The 14,173-nt window shown below is 32.9% G+C and carries 17 protein-coding genes; 1 reads left to right on the top strand and 16 read right to left on the bottom strand.

The genetic code is table 11. From position 1 onward, the window contains the following. Positions 1 to 26: 26 nt before the first annotated feature. Both K8M07_RS07300 and K8M07_RS07295 read right to left on the bottom strand, forming a co-directional pair. Complete coding sequence (locus tag K8M07_RS07300; RefSeq protein ID WP_223377258.1) at positions 27 to 1,862, bottom strand: ATP-binding protein; 1,836 nt, start codon at positions 1,860 to 1,862, stop codon at positions 27 to 29. A gap of 11 nt (positions 1,863 to 1,873) precedes the next feature. Continuing rightward, positions 1,874 to 2,869, bottom strand: a complete 996-nt coding sequence (locus tag K8M07_RS07295) for a DNA double-strand break repair nuclease NurA (RefSeq protein ID WP_223377256.1) — start codon at positions 2,867 to 2,869, stop codon at positions 1,874 to 1,876. Between the two features lie 160 nt (positions 2,870 to 3,029). Between K8M07_RS07295 and K8M07_RS07290 the strand changes: the two genes are divergently transcribed. Further along, a complete protein-coding gene (locus tag K8M07_RS07290) occupies positions 3,030 to 3,278 on the top strand; it encodes an AbrB/MazE/SpoVT family DNA-binding domain-containing protein (RefSeq protein ID WP_317845482.1) in 249 nt (82 codons plus the stop codon). Positions 3,279 to 3,317: 39 nt separating this feature from the next. Here the strand turns inward: K8M07_RS07290 and rsmI are convergent, their stop codons facing one another. The 14 genes from rsmI to citC form a co-directional block, all read right to left on the bottom strand. Continuing rightward, a complete protein-coding gene (gene rsmI, locus K8M07_RS07285; protein ID WP_223377252.1) occupies positions 3,318 to 4,148 on the bottom strand; it encodes a 16S rRNA (cytidine(1402)-2'-O)-methyltransferase in 831 nt (276 codons plus the stop codon). A 70-nt stretch (positions 4,149 to 4,218) separates the two neighbouring features. Next, positions 4,219 to 4,389: a DUF362 domain-containing protein gene (locus K8M07_RS07280; protein ID WP_223377251.1), complete on the bottom strand. Its 171-nt coding sequence runs from the start codon at positions 4,387 to 4,389 to the stop codon at positions 4,219 to 4,221. A gap of 93 nt (positions 4,390 to 4,482) precedes the next feature. Further along, positions 4,483 to 5,346 (bottom strand): stage 0 sporulation family protein, encoded by an 864-nt coding sequence (locus K8M07_RS07275; RefSeq protein ID WP_223377249.1) that lies wholly within the window; start codon positions 5,344 to 5,346, stop codon positions 4,483 to 4,485. A 5-nt stretch (positions 5,347 to 5,351) separates the two neighbouring features. Further along, positions 5,352 to 6,329: a DNA polymerase III subunit delta' gene (holB, locus tag K8M07_RS07270; RefSeq protein WP_223377247.1), complete on the bottom strand. Its 978-nt coding sequence runs from the start codon at positions 6,327 to 6,329 to the stop codon at positions 5,352 to 5,354. A 14-nt stretch (positions 6,330 to 6,343) separates the two neighbouring features. After that, positions 6,344 to 6,628, bottom strand: coding sequence for a cyclic-di-AMP receptor (locus K8M07_RS07265; RefSeq protein ID WP_223377245.1), 285 nt, complete (start codon positions 6,626 to 6,628; stop codon positions 6,344 to 6,346). A 14-nt stretch (positions 6,629 to 6,642) separates the two neighbouring features. Continuing rightward, a complete protein-coding gene (locus tag K8M07_RS07260; protein WP_223377244.1) occupies positions 6,643 to 6,969 on the bottom strand; it encodes a cyclic-di-AMP receptor in 327 nt (108 codons plus the stop codon). Further along, complete coding sequence (tmk, locus tag K8M07_RS07255; RefSeq protein ID WP_263282490.1) at positions 6,966 to 7,601, bottom strand: dTMP kinase; 636 nt, start codon at positions 7,599 to 7,601, stop codon at positions 6,966 to 6,968. The genes K8M07_RS07260 and tmk overlap by 4 nt, the downstream gene beginning before the upstream one ends. Before the next feature lie 18 nt (positions 7,602 to 7,619). Continuing rightward, entirely contained in the window at positions 7,620 to 9,032 is a 1,413-nt protein-coding gene (locus K8M07_RS07250) for an aminotransferase class I/II-fold pyridoxal phosphate-dependent enzyme (protein ID WP_223377243.1), read from the bottom strand. A gap of 68 nt (positions 9,033 to 9,100) precedes the next feature. Beyond that, the gene (locus K8M07_RS07245) at positions 9,101 to 9,295 is read right to left on the bottom strand and encodes a sigma factor G inhibitor Gin (protein WP_223377242.1); all 195 of its coding nucleotides are present in this window, start codon (positions 9,293 to 9,295) and stop codon (positions 9,101 to 9,103) included. 244 nt (positions 9,296 to 9,539) lie between these two features. Further along, on the bottom strand, positions 9,540 to 10,100 hold the full coding sequence (gene citX, locus K8M07_RS07240; RefSeq protein ID WP_223377241.1) for a citrate lyase holo-[acyl-carrier protein] synthase: 561 nt from the start codon (positions 10,098 to 10,100) through the stop codon (positions 9,540 to 9,542). A gap of 22 nt (positions 10,101 to 10,122) precedes the next feature. After that, positions 10,123 to 11,661, bottom strand: coding sequence for a citrate lyase subunit alpha (citF, locus tag K8M07_RS07235; RefSeq protein WP_223377240.1), 1,539 nt, complete (start codon positions 11,659 to 11,661; stop codon positions 10,123 to 10,125). 3 nt (positions 11,662 to 11,664) lie between these two features. Then, positions 11,665 to 12,528, bottom strand: coding sequence for a citrate (pro-3S)-lyase subunit beta (gene citE, locus K8M07_RS07230; RefSeq protein WP_263282489.1), 864 nt, complete (start codon positions 12,526 to 12,528; stop codon positions 11,665 to 11,667). Positions 12,529 to 12,539: 11 nt separating this feature from the next. Continuing rightward, positions 12,540 to 12,860 (bottom strand): citrate lyase acyl carrier protein, encoded by a 321-nt coding sequence (gene citD / locus K8M07_RS07225; protein ID WP_223377238.1) that lies wholly within the window; start codon positions 12,858 to 12,860, stop codon positions 12,540 to 12,542. 5 nt (positions 12,861 to 12,865) lie between these two features. After that, positions 12,866 to 13,891, bottom strand: a complete 1,026-nt coding sequence (citC, locus tag K8M07_RS07220; protein ID WP_223377237.1) for a [citrate (pro-3S)-lyase] ligase — start codon at positions 13,889 to 13,891, stop codon at positions 12,866 to 12,868. Positions 13,892 to 14,173 lie beyond the last annotated feature (282 nt).

Genomic DNA, 14,173 nt, shown 5'->3' with positions numbered 1-14,173 from the left:
TCCTTTACCTAGTTCATTATCAATTGCTATCTATATACGTTGAAAAATGGAGTTTTTTGTTTTTCTATCATACCTTTATCTACTAGATCATTTAGCTTCTCTTCAAATAAATCAAGTGGATAAGTTAGCCCTGTTTCTGATTCTATCTCTTTTATTACATTTATAAAGTCATCTCCATTTATGGGTAGTTTGTCCTTTATTATCTCCAAAAATTTATTATCGTCTTCTTCTGTTTTATTTTTAAGTTCATCAAATGGATTTTCCGTGTGTGGGCTAGTAGTATTTGCTGCTCTAATTCTTGCGAATATAGTTCTTCCCATAGCAGATTCTGATACAAACACATCCCCTGTTTTCAAATATGGAAGACGCCTTGCCTCTTCTTCCGTAATATCAGTTTCTTCTTTTATTGTCTGTATATCTGAACCTCTTACGGTTCTAAATATAAACTTTGTATTCAACTGAGCTGTTATAGTTTCATCTAATAATGTTGGTCTTTGAGTTGCCAGTATCAAAAATACTCCGTATTTTCTTCCTTCCTGAGATATTTCCTTTAATATGGATTTAGAGGGACAATCATATCCCTTTGGTGCAAAATTGTGAGCTTCATCTGTCACCACTATAAATGGTGGAAAATAATCAGCAGTGACCTTTTTATATAATGCATCCTTATATTCTCTTCTCTTATGATATAAATTGTTCACCAAATAGGTGCTAAATACTTGAAGTATTCTAGTACTTCCTTGAATTACTATGAGTTTGCCCATATGCAATCCTTCTTCTATTTCCTTTATATCCTTGCTAAATATCCCTTCATTGTTAAGCCTATTAAGTCTCCATAATATTCCTCTTACTGAACTATAGGGACAAATCTTATCATAATTTAAATATAATTCCTTTCTCTTTTGCCATCCTTCTCTTTCCAAATTTGAATTACTTTCCTCTATTCGTCTACTAATTCTGTCTAGTGAACCTTCTTCTTGCGCTTCTACAAGCATCTTTAACCTATTGTGAAAACTATTATATGAATCATTTCTTTTAAATAATATATCAACAACATTATTCATAGCATCTGTCAATGGACTTGATGCATCCAATAGATTCTTAATATCCTGTGTAGATAGATCTTGAAATTTAACTCCTACATGAAACCCTACTTGCAAACATTTGAACTTATCATCATAAATTACTGCCTTATCTTTTGGCATATAATCTTCTATTTCTGAAAAATCCATTTCAAAATGAGGATCTAATACAATGGTAGGAATATTTAAATTCATCAATTCTTCCAACACAACCCTAAGTCCAAAGGACTTTCCTGAACCAGATCCGCCAAAAACGCCAACATGTGGATACTGATGCATTGACTTTATATTATATATGTATGGAATTTCATTTTGACTTTTAAGTTGTCCATCTTCAAAGGTATATAATAAATCCTTATATTCTTCATCCATTCCTTTGGCCATCTGATCTGTACTCTTTATTACTCCTAACACTAAACCTTCATCTACAGACGATCTAATCATCAAATCCTTTACTTCATCAAACTCTGGAATCCTTACATCAGAACCAGCTTCTACAGGATATAATGCTTCATTTAGTAACCTTACCTTAGCTATATATATGGTATCCTCTTCAACATTATATCCTATCGCTTTTAATGACTCTATAACTGAACTATCTGCTAACTCTCCATGCATACTCAATGGTATATATTTGTTATATGCTTCAGCTTCAACTACTTCTCCCATCAAATCTCCCTGATATGAATCAGTTATTATCAAAAATTCATTAATTCTGAAGTTTCTATCCTTTGACCCTATATATACTTCCTGTTGAGTGGTAATGCCAACGACTTTCACTATTATCCCTCCTACATTGTTCTTTTATCTCTTTCAGATATGAAAAACATCTCCAGTATACTCCTATCCAAGTACGATTCTAATAATCCTCTTATCATTTTATCAGGAATTTTTACTTCACTATCTACTATATCTAACCATAGAGGTACTCCTCGACTATCCTTTGGAGTAAGTGTAAACACCAATCTTGCCATCTCTTCTAAATGATCTTTTTGGCTATCTAATATATCCATACCTATTACACTTGGAGCATTAGAGCTTCTCATAAATAAAGATGCAAATCCTTCTTCGCTTTTCTTTGTCACTTCAGATTGAATTCTAATAATCTCTCCATATTCAAGTAAACCATATAATAATTCTCTGTCATAAAAGCACTCTTCTATTTGTAAGGATGTATCATTCATAAACAAGTCCCCTATTATGGATGTCTTTATATCCTTTATGACTCCAACTAAAATTATACCTCGTTCCTCACATTCTCTTCTCAATTCCATCCATTTATCGAAACACTCTATATCATATCTTATTAAAGAACCATCCATCATTACTGCATAAGGATTGAATTCCCTTATTCCTTCCAATGCAGCCTCTACCTCTATTGAAGAAAGTTTTTTACTTCGTATTTGTTCTTCCTTTTCCACAGTATTTTCTAAAAGATTTACTCCTTCATTTTCTAAATAAAGAGGAGTATAGAAATCAGTTTTATATATTGCCTTATCCTTATAAAGTGTCGATTTAGCTAACCCCTGATATATTTCTATAAAATGTGGATAAGCTCCACCCATTCTATTTTTAGAACCATCTATTCCTAATATACCACCTGATTTTGTAAAATTAAATAATTCATCCATAGTAAATTTGTTAAGTTTTACTATTGGTCCAACATTTTCTTGAATATATTTTTTTGAAAATTCCCTATCTAAAGATAATACATCCTTATATTTATTCATTAAAATCTTATTAATATGCTTTATATTTTCTTTCAATCCATCATCAATACTATACATTTGTATCACCCCTTATGGAATACAAAAATATTAAATTTCATATTTGTTAATAATTCTGTAACATTTCGTAATATTTTCATTGACTATTTTTGGTATTTATGGTATTCTTTTTATTGCAGAAAAAAGTCGATTTATCACTTATATAATAGGAGGAATGAGTATGAAATCAACAGGCATTGTAAGAAAGGTAGACCGATTGGGGAGGGTCGTTATACCTATCGAATTAAGAAGAAATTTGGATATTGATGAAAAGGATGCATTGGAAATATTCATAGACGGTGAACATATTATCCTCAAAAAGTATGAACCTGCATGTATATTTTGTGGACAAGCTAAAGATGTAACAACTTTTAAAAACAAAAATATATGTCCATCTTGTCTTGAAGAGCTGGATAATTTAATAGAATAGTCCAAATACCCGTCATACGACGGGTTTTATCACGCTCATCTATATATCTATGCTTTCCTTATATACTAAATTCTTAGAAATATTTCTTTCTTTTGCTACCTTTTTTATAGCATCCTTTTTTGTAAAACCCTCATCCAAATATATTTTTATATGTTCTTTAATACTAATATTTTGATATATATCTTCTCGTTCCATTTCTGTACCTTCTATTATTAAGACAAATTCTCCCTTTGGTTTTTCATTATCAAACCTTTCTTTTGCCTCATGAATTGTTCCCCTAAAGGTTTCTTCGTATATCTTAGTCAATTCTCTAGATATAGATATTTTTCTATCTCCAAAGACTTTGAACATATCCCTTAAAAGAGCCTTTATCCTATGGGGAGCTTCATATAGGATTATTGTCCTTTCTTCATTTTTTAGTCTTTTTAATTCTTTTATTCTATCTTTACTTTTAGAAGAGAGAAACCCCTCAAACACAAATCTATCAGTTGGCAATCCTGATCCTACTAATGCGGTTATAGAAGCAGTGGCTCCAGGCAAAACTATTACTCTAATATCATTTTTAATACATAACTTGATTATATCCTCTCCTGGATCAGATATTCCCGGCATACCTGCATCTGTAACAATAGCAATTTGCTTACCTGACTTAAGTTTATCTAATAATTGCTCTCCCTTCACCTTTTTATTGTGTTCATGATATGATATTAATGTTTTTTTTATTTGATAATGATTCAATAACTTTATAGTATGCCTAGTATCCTCTGCCGCTATTAGGTCCACCTCTTCTAAAACCTTAAGAGCTCTAATAGTTATATCCTCCAAGTTTCCTATAGGCGTAGGACATACATAGAGAATTCCATCACTCATATTCATTCTCCTTTATACTTATTCGTTATAAAAAAGACCCTAATACTAGGGTCTCTTCTGTATAGTTTTATTATTCTGGTTGAGGTGCATCTACTGGACATACATTAGCGCAAGAGCCACAATCAATACATTTTTCTGGATCTATAACATATTTATCGTCTCCAGCACTAATAGCTTCTACAGGACATTCAGCTTCACATGCCCCACATGCAATGCATTCATCAGTAATCTTATATGCCAATTATTTCACCCCCCAAAGGCTTGTCTTACTACCTACTCCATTTTATCAAATTATCGATAATAATAAAAGAGAAAAATACTATTAGGTTTGAATTTATTCTTGCATTTCATCTTCCGTTGTAACGCTATCATATTTAGGATCCTTTTCTTGCGTTACTATTATCTCATCTAACCTATGATTGTATAGTTCCTCAGTGTCATCTTCTTGCCTTACCCTAACCTTTACCATTTGCGGAAGCGTAAACGTATCTACAATTATTCCTCTACCATGGGGAGTTATCACTATACTACCTATGGATGGCATTTTAGACAATGATTCCTCATAAACTTCATGTTCAAATTTCAAACAACACATAAGTCTACCACAAAGTCCTGATATTTTAGTTGGATTCAATGATAAGCTTTGATCTTTCGCCATCTTTATGGATACAGGTTCAAACTCTCCAAGAAATGAAGAACAACAAGCCGGTTTACCACAAGGGCCTAACCCTCCTACCATTTTTGCTTCATCTCTTACCCCAATTTGTCTTAGTTCTATTCTAGTTCTAAATATGGATGCCAGATCTCTAACTAATTCTCTAAAGTCCACTCTTCCATCAGCTGTAAAATAAAATATGACTTTATTGTTATCAAATGTATATTCTACATCTATTAATTTCATCTCTAAACCATGTTCATCTATCTTCTTTTCACAGATTTCCAAAGCCTCTTTTGCTTTTTCTTTATTTCTTTGATGAATTATATAATCCTCTTCAACAGCTATACGAAGTACCTTTTTTAAAGGTGGCACAATTTCCTCTTCTGTTACCTGTTTTGGTCCTACTATTACATGACCAAACTCTATTCCTCTTGCCGTTTCTACTACTACATGATTATCTTTATCTATATCTAAACCGTCAGGATCAAAATAATATATCTTTCCCGCCTTTTTAAATCTTACACCTACTACTGTTATCATAAATATTATACCTCCTGCATATTTAAAAGCATGGTTTCAATTGCAAGTTGAAAGTTAACATTACTTTCAATGCTTTGTTTTGTTTCTATTATATTATCTATTATATCATTAATCTTATCTATGTCTAAAGAAGTTTGGCTGGACAATAATTGAATTTTATCTCTGTTTATTATGAGGTTTGAATCCCCAATCTCCTTATATACAATCAAATCCCTAAACCAATAAAGAATCATGTCCAATATTTTATCTACAAAATCCTTATTGTTTGAAAAAAATTCTTGGGACTCAAATACCTTTAATCTATCTCCTTTTAATATACTGTAAATTATATCAATGATTTTTTCTCTTTTTGTAAAAAAATCCTCAGATTGAGATAGATTAATTGATTTACCTACGCTTCCTTTTGTAAAATGAGCAATAAAACTAGCTTCTTCTAAATTTTTATTGTATTTGTCCATTAAAATCTTAACGATTCTTTCATTCTTTACAGGATAAAATTTAATCACTTGAGACCTAGATACTATAGTTGATATGAGGTTGTTCATATTGGAGGTTATTAATATTATATTAATATAGGATGGAGGTTCTTCCAAGGTTTTTAATAAAGCATTCTGTGCCTCCACCCCCATTTTATCACTATCATCTATTATTATTATTTTTCTTTTACTCTCTAATGGCGCCATATTTATAGATTTGATTAACTCGTCAATCTTTTTCTTCTTAATGAATCCTTTTTCTGGTTCAACAAACTCTAAATCTGGATGATTCCAATTGTCAAATTTTAAACATGAATTACATCTATTACAAGGGTCAATTCCTTCTTTCTTGCAAAGAAGAGCTTTGGCAAAGGATAAAGCTACTAACCTTTTACCTATTGATTCTTCTCCTTCAAACAGGTAACAATGAAATATGTGATCGTGCTCTATGGCTCTTTGTAAAGCTTGTATTACTTTCTCATGGCCTATTACTTCAGTAAAATTCATTCAAATCACCTAAATTATATTCTCTTATAGTCATGCATGTTTAATATAAATAAATTTGCTCCACCTACTGTTATCTTATCTTTTCCATTATTCACATTTTTCTCTTTACATTGTTTTTGTATTAACTTTACAACCTTGTCCACATCATCATCTTCTACTCCTATTAATAAAGTAGTATTACCTGATTTTAAAAATCCACCTGTAGAAGATAATTTAGTAGTTCTATATTTCTCATCCATTAGGCTTTTAATAACCTTTTGTGAATAGTCATCTTCAATTATAGCAATTATAAGTTTCATAATCATCCTCCCATCTATATTTTGATATGTTTCTCTACATCTAATATAAATATGGTGGCTCCTCCTACTTTTACCTCTAATGGGTAAGGTATATAAGCATCTCCTGGCATTGATACTGTCAATAATGAAGTGGTAATATCTCTAGTCTTACAGTTATCCTCAATTATCTTTAAAACATCTTCTATAAATTCTTCTTCTACTCCAATTAAAAGAGTTGTATTCCCAGCTTTTAAAAATCCTCCAGTTGACGCCAGCTTTGTAACCCTATATTCATTTTCTGTAAGATCATTTATTAAACTAGCCGCATCCTGATCCTGTACTATAGCCACTATAAGTTTCATCTATAACCCTCCCTTTTCAAAATATTCTCAATGTGACGTATGCTCTGTTCCAATACTTCTTTCTTACTTTTAGTTGCATCTATTATCTTTATGTCTTTATGGTATATTTCTAAAAGTTTTACATATCCATTATAGACCTTTTTATGAAAATCTATTCCCTCTCTTTCTAACCTATCCCCTCCTTTTTCGCCCGTCTTTCTCTTTAAAGTAGTTACTGGATCTACATGAAAAAACAATGTTAAATCAGGTCTCATCCCCCTGATTGCAAAATCATTTATCATCCTAACCTCTTCTATGCCTAAATCCCTTCCTATACCTTGATAAGCTAAACTAGATAGTATAAATCTTTCACATATGACAACCTTTCCGGACTTAACAGCTGGTAATATCTTCTGATACATATGCTGCCCTCTAGCTGCAGCGAGAAGCAACGCCTCAGTTTCTGGTGTCATATTCTTATTTTTACTGTCTAACAAAATTTTTCTAATACTTTCACCTATTTTTGTGCCGCCCGGCTCCCTAGTAACAAGAACATCTATGTTTTTCTCTTCTAAATATTTAGTTATATGCTTTATTATAGTACTCTTTCCTGAACCATCTGGCCCTTCTAATGCTATAAATATTCCTTTCAAATTTGAGTCATTCCCTTCCTATTCTATTATTTCTATCTTTTCTTTATTATCGCCTATAAGCCCTATAATATCTATACCTTTGCTCAATGAAAAAGTAATATAATCCACTAATTCTTCAGTAATCTCCTCACCTGGACAAATAAGCGGTATTCCTGGCGGATAGGGTATTATAAAAGATGAGGATACTCTTCCTATACTTTCCTTTAAAGCTACTGCTTTTTTGTTAGAATAAAAAGCTTCATATACCGGTAATACTATTCTTGACATTGGCATATGTAAGTTTATAGAACTCGAGCTTTTATTGGGTCCATGTTTTGCTATGTTCTCTACAGCTTTAATAAGCATTTCAAAATCAGATTTTTCATTCATTAAACTGGCTAATGCTAAAGCATAGTTAAAGTCAGCCATTTCTAAATATATATTATAGTCTTCCATCAACATCCTGCTTAAATTTGTTCCTGTAATCCCTTTTATTCCAAATAATATCTTAGTTATATCCTTGTCATATATAGTATTATCATCTTCAGCACCTGTAAACACATACGCACCATAAATACGTTGTAACGTATCTGTTAAATAGCTAATGATATCGATATTTCTATCCAATCGTCCTTTTCCCTCTCCTTCCATATATGCCCTAGCTGCTTCTAAGGAGGCCATAAATAAATATGAAGGACTTGTGGTTTGATAGAGAGAAGACATTGTTTTTAATTTTTCTATATTTACCCTATGAGTTCCTACATGAATCATAGATGTTTGAGTAAAACTGGGTAAAGTCTTGTGAGTACTCTGTATAGTTATATCTGCATGTACTTCTAGTGAAGACAAAGGCAATTTATCTGAAAAAACAAAATGACTTCCGTGTGCTTCATCTACTAATAATATTTTATCATAATTGTGAACTATTTCAGCTATTTTTTTTATATCAGAACAGATTCCGTAATAATTTGGATAGGTTATGGCTACAACTTTAATATCTGGATCTTCCTTTAATTTTAATTCTATTGATTTTGGATTTACACCTGTATACATATGATGAGCTTCATTATAATTAGCATATATGTATTCTATGTCCAGCCTATTTAATATAGATGCATTGTACATGGATTTATGAGAATCTCTTTGAATTAAAATCTTATCGCCTGGATTGGTTATCGCCGCTAAAGCTATATATATACCTCCAGTAGTTCCATTAACAGAATATATGGTTTCTAATGCACCAAAAGTCTTTGCAGCTAATTGTTGACTTTCCTTGATGATTCCTGTTGCATTATGGAGGTTATCCATTCCTGGCAATTCAGTAGTATCTATATTTGGAATATACTTTGTCCATTCTATTAAAGTATCTTTTCCCTTATGTCCTGGAGTGTGAAATGATATCTCATTTTTCCTTTGTAATATCTTTAATGAATCAATTATAGGGGTCTTCATCTTATATCACCTTTCAATTATTAAGTTATTTTAATTATATCGCAATATGAAAAAAATTAACCCTGTATTTATTCTACAGGGTTAAAAACAGATTTTTCATATATGTAATTTTTTAAAATTTTCTTTACCATTTCCTTATAATAATCGTACTTTTCAGTAGATACAGAGGTAGTTGATATTTCTTTGAAACAATTCTCACATATATTAGCTCCAAGTAAATCAACGCCACCTTTCATATCCTTGTGGCATAAATCACAATACACAAAATCAACCCCTTGTCAACTATTTACTTAAATTATTGACTCTTTTTATATATATTATTCATAAGGCTTGATTTTAGTGCTTGCCAAAAGCCAAAATTATTCATATTAAATAAAAATTATATTTATTCTTCTAAATCAATACCCCCTTCAAAATAGCGGTAACATCTTCTCAGTTGACATTCTAGTTGCGAGCAAACTTTGGTGTGCATCTCGTAGAATAGGTTCCATAAACTTTACTTCTTTGTTACCAAACTTTCATACTCCCATCTTTCAATATTATTTCTTCTAGTTTTTGTTGCATCTCTTGCACACTGTGTGTGCGATTTCTTCCACATTCCTTTGCATTTTTTTTACAAATAAAACATTTCCTTGGAGAAAAACCTAATTCGATCCGTTCAATTGAAGTTATCCCATCTTTCCCTGTGTGAAGAATATCTATATCGTATAAACGCCCCAATGGGCTTTCTTCCAATTGAATCATTTCAATTTTTAACATCTTTACATCTTCTATATCTACAACACAAAAATATTCTGGCCCTGTTTTTAAGTCCAATAATTTTTCATATAAAGTCCACCATTGATGTTTGCTCAAGACATCTTGAATTTCTTGGCAGCCTTTTTGGAACACTTGACGGATAATATCATTATTTTTTACTGGTCCTGGAATATTCAGTTTAAAGGCTAAAACTGGGGACAGAAACCTTTTTACCAGACTTTGTTCTAATCTTGCTCTATTTTCCCGTGTTTTAAGAACTTCCCTTAAGGAAGGTTCTGTCCCAGTAGAAAATATATTTTTCTTTTCCATGTTATTCCTCATAGTCATCTAGCTATTCCTTTACTTTTCTTACTACATCAATTAAACTACCATCACGATATTCAATCAATGCAACAATTTTATCATCGTATTCGATAGGGTCAGGTGTTCCAGCTATTTCATATGCCTTATTTTTTAATTCTTGGATTGTATATTGTGGTATTGGTAAATCCTTAAAGTGTTCTATTAAATCTTGTCTTAATGGGTTGATACATATACCCACCTCTGTTACTACAACATCCACGCTTTCTCCCGGAGTAACAACTGTATTTACTTTATCCAAAATAGTGGAAATTCTACCACGGATAAGAGGGGTAACAATTATACTCATTTTGGAAGCAGCTGCAGTATCACTATGTCCTCCTGAAGCCCCTCTGATCATTCCGTCAGAACCTACAATGACATTGACATTAAAATCTGTGTCCAATTCCAAGGCGGATAAAATAACCACATCCAACTTACTTACCACTGGACTTTTTGAAGCAGGAGAAGCATACATAGCAGCATCAATTTCGTAATGATTTTCATTTTCTTTTATGGATTGGCCTGCTTCCCTGTCAAAGGATTGAACATCCAACAACTTTTCCACTAATCCTTCGTCTAGTAGTTCTACCATTTGCTGGGTAATTCCTCCTAGGGCAAAACTTGCTTTTACATTTTTTTTGATCATATCTTCTTTAAGATAACGAGCCACAGCTAATGCAGAACCACCCGATCCAGTTTGGAAAGAAAATCCATCCTTAAAATAAGGAGAATTTACTATAACCTGGTTAGCATACTTTGCAATAAGTAATTCTTTTGGGTTTTTTGTGAATCGAGTTGCTCCTTTAGCAATTCCATTTGGATCTCCAATGGAATCTATCACTACAATATAATCAACGTCTGTTTGTGGAATACTAATGGGAGTATTCGGATAGGGAACTAAGTTATCAGTGATAATAACAACTTTATCTGCATATTTAGCATCTATACGGGCATATCCCAATGAACCACAAATTGCATTGCCGTGGGATCCATTAGCATTACCATATTCATCAGAACTAGGTGCACCAAGAAAGGCCACATCGATATGAATATCACCAGATTCAATTGCTCGTGCACGTCCACCATGGGAACGAATCACTACTGGATTTTCCATAAGCCCTTTAGAAATTTCTGATCCTAGCTTATCCCGTAGCCCACTGGAAGTAATGTTAGTAACAACACCCTTTTTAATGTAGTCAATTAAAGGTTCATGTATATTTGCAATTGAGCTTGGGGCAATAGATAGGTTTTTAACACCCATCTTATCAATTTCATCCATAACTAGATTCATCACATAATCCCCTTCACGGAAATGATGGTGGAAGGAAATTGTCATACCATCCTTTAAACCTGTTTTTTCAATAGCTTCACGAATTGACGATAATAACTTGGATTCTCCTGGATAAATAGTTGATACTTTTGCAGCTGCACGTTTATAATTAGGTTTTCTAGCCCAAGCTCCTTCAAAAACCCCGTATTGTTTTGCATATCGCTCTGGGATTTCTCTTCCGATTTTATTTCTCACCATTTTCTATACCTCTCCTTTCCTATATAAATTTGCTGCTTCCGCCAACATTAATACTCTTTTAGCTCTTTGTACAATGGGCTTATCAATCATTTTCCCATTTAAGGCAATTACTCCGGACCCCTTTGCTTTTGCCTCTTCAATGGCATGAATAACATTCTTAGCGTTTTCAATTTCTGCTTCAGTTGGAGTAAATACATCATTTACAATGGGAATTTGTCTTGGGTTGATGACTGATTTCCCATCGAAGCCTAATTGTTTGATAATTTCTACTTCTTTCCTTAATCCTTCTTCATTATTCACATCAGAATAAACAGTATCAAGAGCGGCGATACCTGCAGCTCTTGCAGCATGTAAGATCATGCTTCTTGCAAAGTATAATTCTTGTCCCTCTGGTGAACGTTTTGTATGCAAATTAGTAACATAATCCTCAGCCCCTAAAGCAATACCGATTAAACGATCACTTGCCTTAGCAATGTCAACGGCGTTTAATACACCTACTGCACTTTCAATAGCGGCCATCATTTTAGTGGATCCTACTTCCCTGCCACATTGTCTTTCTACTTCTTCGATAATCTCTTCAATCTCAATAATATCCTGAGCAGTTTCGGTTTTTGGAAGACGAATAACATCTATTCCTGCTCTAACCATAGCCTGAATGTCATCTCTACCTCCGGCATCCAGACTATTTATTCTTACAACAGTTTCTGTGTCTCCATAATCCAAGGTTTTCACCGCTTGATAGACTAAAAAACGGGAAGTATCTTTTTCCTTTAAGGAGACAGAGTCTTCTAAATCAAACATAATAGAATCGGCACCATATATATATGCATCACGTAACATTCCAGGATTACTTGCTGGAAGAAACATCATTGCTCTTCTTAAACGTTCCATGCTTCAATTCCCTCCCAATCATAGTTTTCTGTGATTCCTGCTGAACGATGCACTACTGCAATTGTTCTTGCCTTTATTGTGCAATCTAGTGCCCCCCTGTCTTCCACTACTAATTTTGCCTCTTTAACTCCCAAATTGGCCAATGTTTCCTCAATCACTTCACGAATTCTTCTTCCATATTGTTTTTCTAGGCTACTTTTTAATTCGATTTCAATTCCCTTCCCTGGATTTTGATCAATGATAATCTGAACATCGGATGATTCAATGGTTCCAGCAATAGCTTGTTTTTGAATTGTTAAAGCTTTCAAAGATCTCACTCCTTCTTTATTTTTTGTTGTATTGCTTTTCCCTTTGGGGATTGCAAATATTTAAAAGTGGTTTCTGGCACAAGAGCTTTTATCTTATCTAATCCATTTTGAGACAACAAATAGCGAACCCTTGATGCACTAATAATTTCACCTTGTTCAGTCTTTCTAGGTAAAATAACTAATTTGATATTATTATTAAAAATCTCCGCCATAGTCCTGTTGTAAATATTGGTGACTTCAGAGTAAGGTTCTTCTCCCACATAACGAAGGGTAATATTCAAAGCTGGAGCAATCCATTCTTTAAAAATGATTGCATCAAGCATAGCATGTATCTTGATTACATCGCTTTCTTCTTTTAAAAAATATGATGGAAAGGTGGCACTGGAAATCATATAATTTCCAGTCTCGTGCACAAATATGTTTTTTAAATGCCTTACTCCCTCCTTTACCAATTCCAATCTATCTTTGGCAGGAAAAACTGAAGCATCTTCTGATAATACAAACAAATGAACCACATCACTTTCTTTGGCAGCTGTTTCAATTAAATGCAAGTGTCCTCTGGTAAATGGGTTAGCATTAATTACAATACCGGCAATAGAATTCCCGTCTTTACGTTGGGTTCCTAACTTTTCTATAAAATGTGGAAACCCAAACGCTGCTTTTTCCATAAACACCAATTCATTTGAAACCCTGGCAATTTCCTTAAATCCTAGATGGATAAAAGATTTTTTGGCACATGGCTTGGTGTAAACATAACAGGCAGTCTCCCCACTATCAAATACCATACTCATCAAGTGAGAGATTAGTTGACTTATAGCCTCTCCTCCGGTGTATTTTTCACAAACTGCAATACATTTCAAGACATTTCTCGAAAGGGAACCTACGGCAATCAATTTTTCTTCATCAAAAAGTCCCACAGTGTAATCCACATTTTTTTCAGCTCGAATACCTGCCTGTAACAACAATGTTTCCCATATCTGTTTATCCTTTTTATTTCGTTTTACCCATAAACGTTTCAGTTGAAAATCCATTCGTTCTCCTTCTTTCTCTAAATCAATAAGGTTCTAAATTCAGGTGAAGTTTAGGACTCCATCTGAACTTCAGAAAACGTTATATAATGCTTTACGGTTAATAACAATGAATAATTGCTTCTATACCCATTCAAGTGGAAATAATACTCTTTTTAGTATCTCGAGTACTACGATTATTGATTTCATTTGCCATCCATAATTTTCTTACATAACTTACAATCAGAGGTAATTATAGCAATTATATTATCGGTATTAATGTCCATTGGACCTCCTCCATCAGGA

Origin of the sequence: Schnuerera sp. xch1, assembly GCF_019931165.1 — a bacterium.
GTDB lineage: Bacteria > Bacillota > Clostridia > Tissierellales > Tepidimicrobiaceae > JAIOUP01.
Note: the sequence above shows the minus strand (reverse complement) of the source record. Positions and strands in the feature narration are given on the sequence as shown.

Coding starts and splice junctions, on each gene's coding strand:
- K8M07_RS07295 (WP_223377256.1), bottom strand. CDS start 2,869: ATGTATAGTATTGATGATGGATTGAAAGAAAATATAAAGCATATTAAT.
- K8M07_RS07290 (WP_317845482.1), top strand. CDS start 3,030: ATGAAATCAACAGGCATTGTAAGAAAGGTAGACCGATTGGGGAGGGTC.
- rsmI (WP_223377252.1), bottom strand. CDS start 4,148: ATGAGTGATGGAATTCTCTATGTATGTCCTACGCCTATAGGAAACTTG.
- K8M07_RS07275 (WP_223377249.1), bottom strand. CDS start 5,346: ATGATAACAGTAGTAGGTGTAAGATTTAAAAAGGCGGGAAAGATATAT.
- holB (WP_223377247.1), bottom strand. CDS start 6,329: ATGAATTTTACTGAAGTAATAGGCCATGAGAAAGTAATACAAGCTTTA.
- K8M07_RS07265 (WP_223377245.1), bottom strand. CDS start 6,628: ATGAAACTTATAATTGCTATAATTGAAGATGACTATTCACAAAAGGTT.
- K8M07_RS07260 (WP_223377244.1), bottom strand. CDS start 6,969: ATGAAACTTATAGTGGCTATAGTACAGGATCAGGATGCGGCTAGTTTA.
- K8M07_RS07250 (WP_223377243.1), bottom strand. CDS start 9,032: ATGAAGACCCCTATAATTGATTCATTAAAGATATTACAAAGGAAAAAT.
- citX (WP_223377241.1), bottom strand. CDS start 10,100: ATGGAAAAGAAAAATATATTTTCTACTGGGACAGAACCTTCCTTAAGG.
- citF (WP_223377240.1), bottom strand. CDS start 11,661: ATGGTGAGAAATAAAATCGGAAGAGAAATCCCAGAGCGATATGCAAAA.
- citE (WP_263282489.1), bottom strand. CDS start 12,528: ATGTTTCTTCCAGCAAGTAATCCTGGAATGTTACGTGATGCATATATA.
- citC (WP_223377237.1), bottom strand. CDS start 13,891: ATGGATTTTCAACTGAAACGTTTATGGGTAAAACGAAATAAAAAGGAT.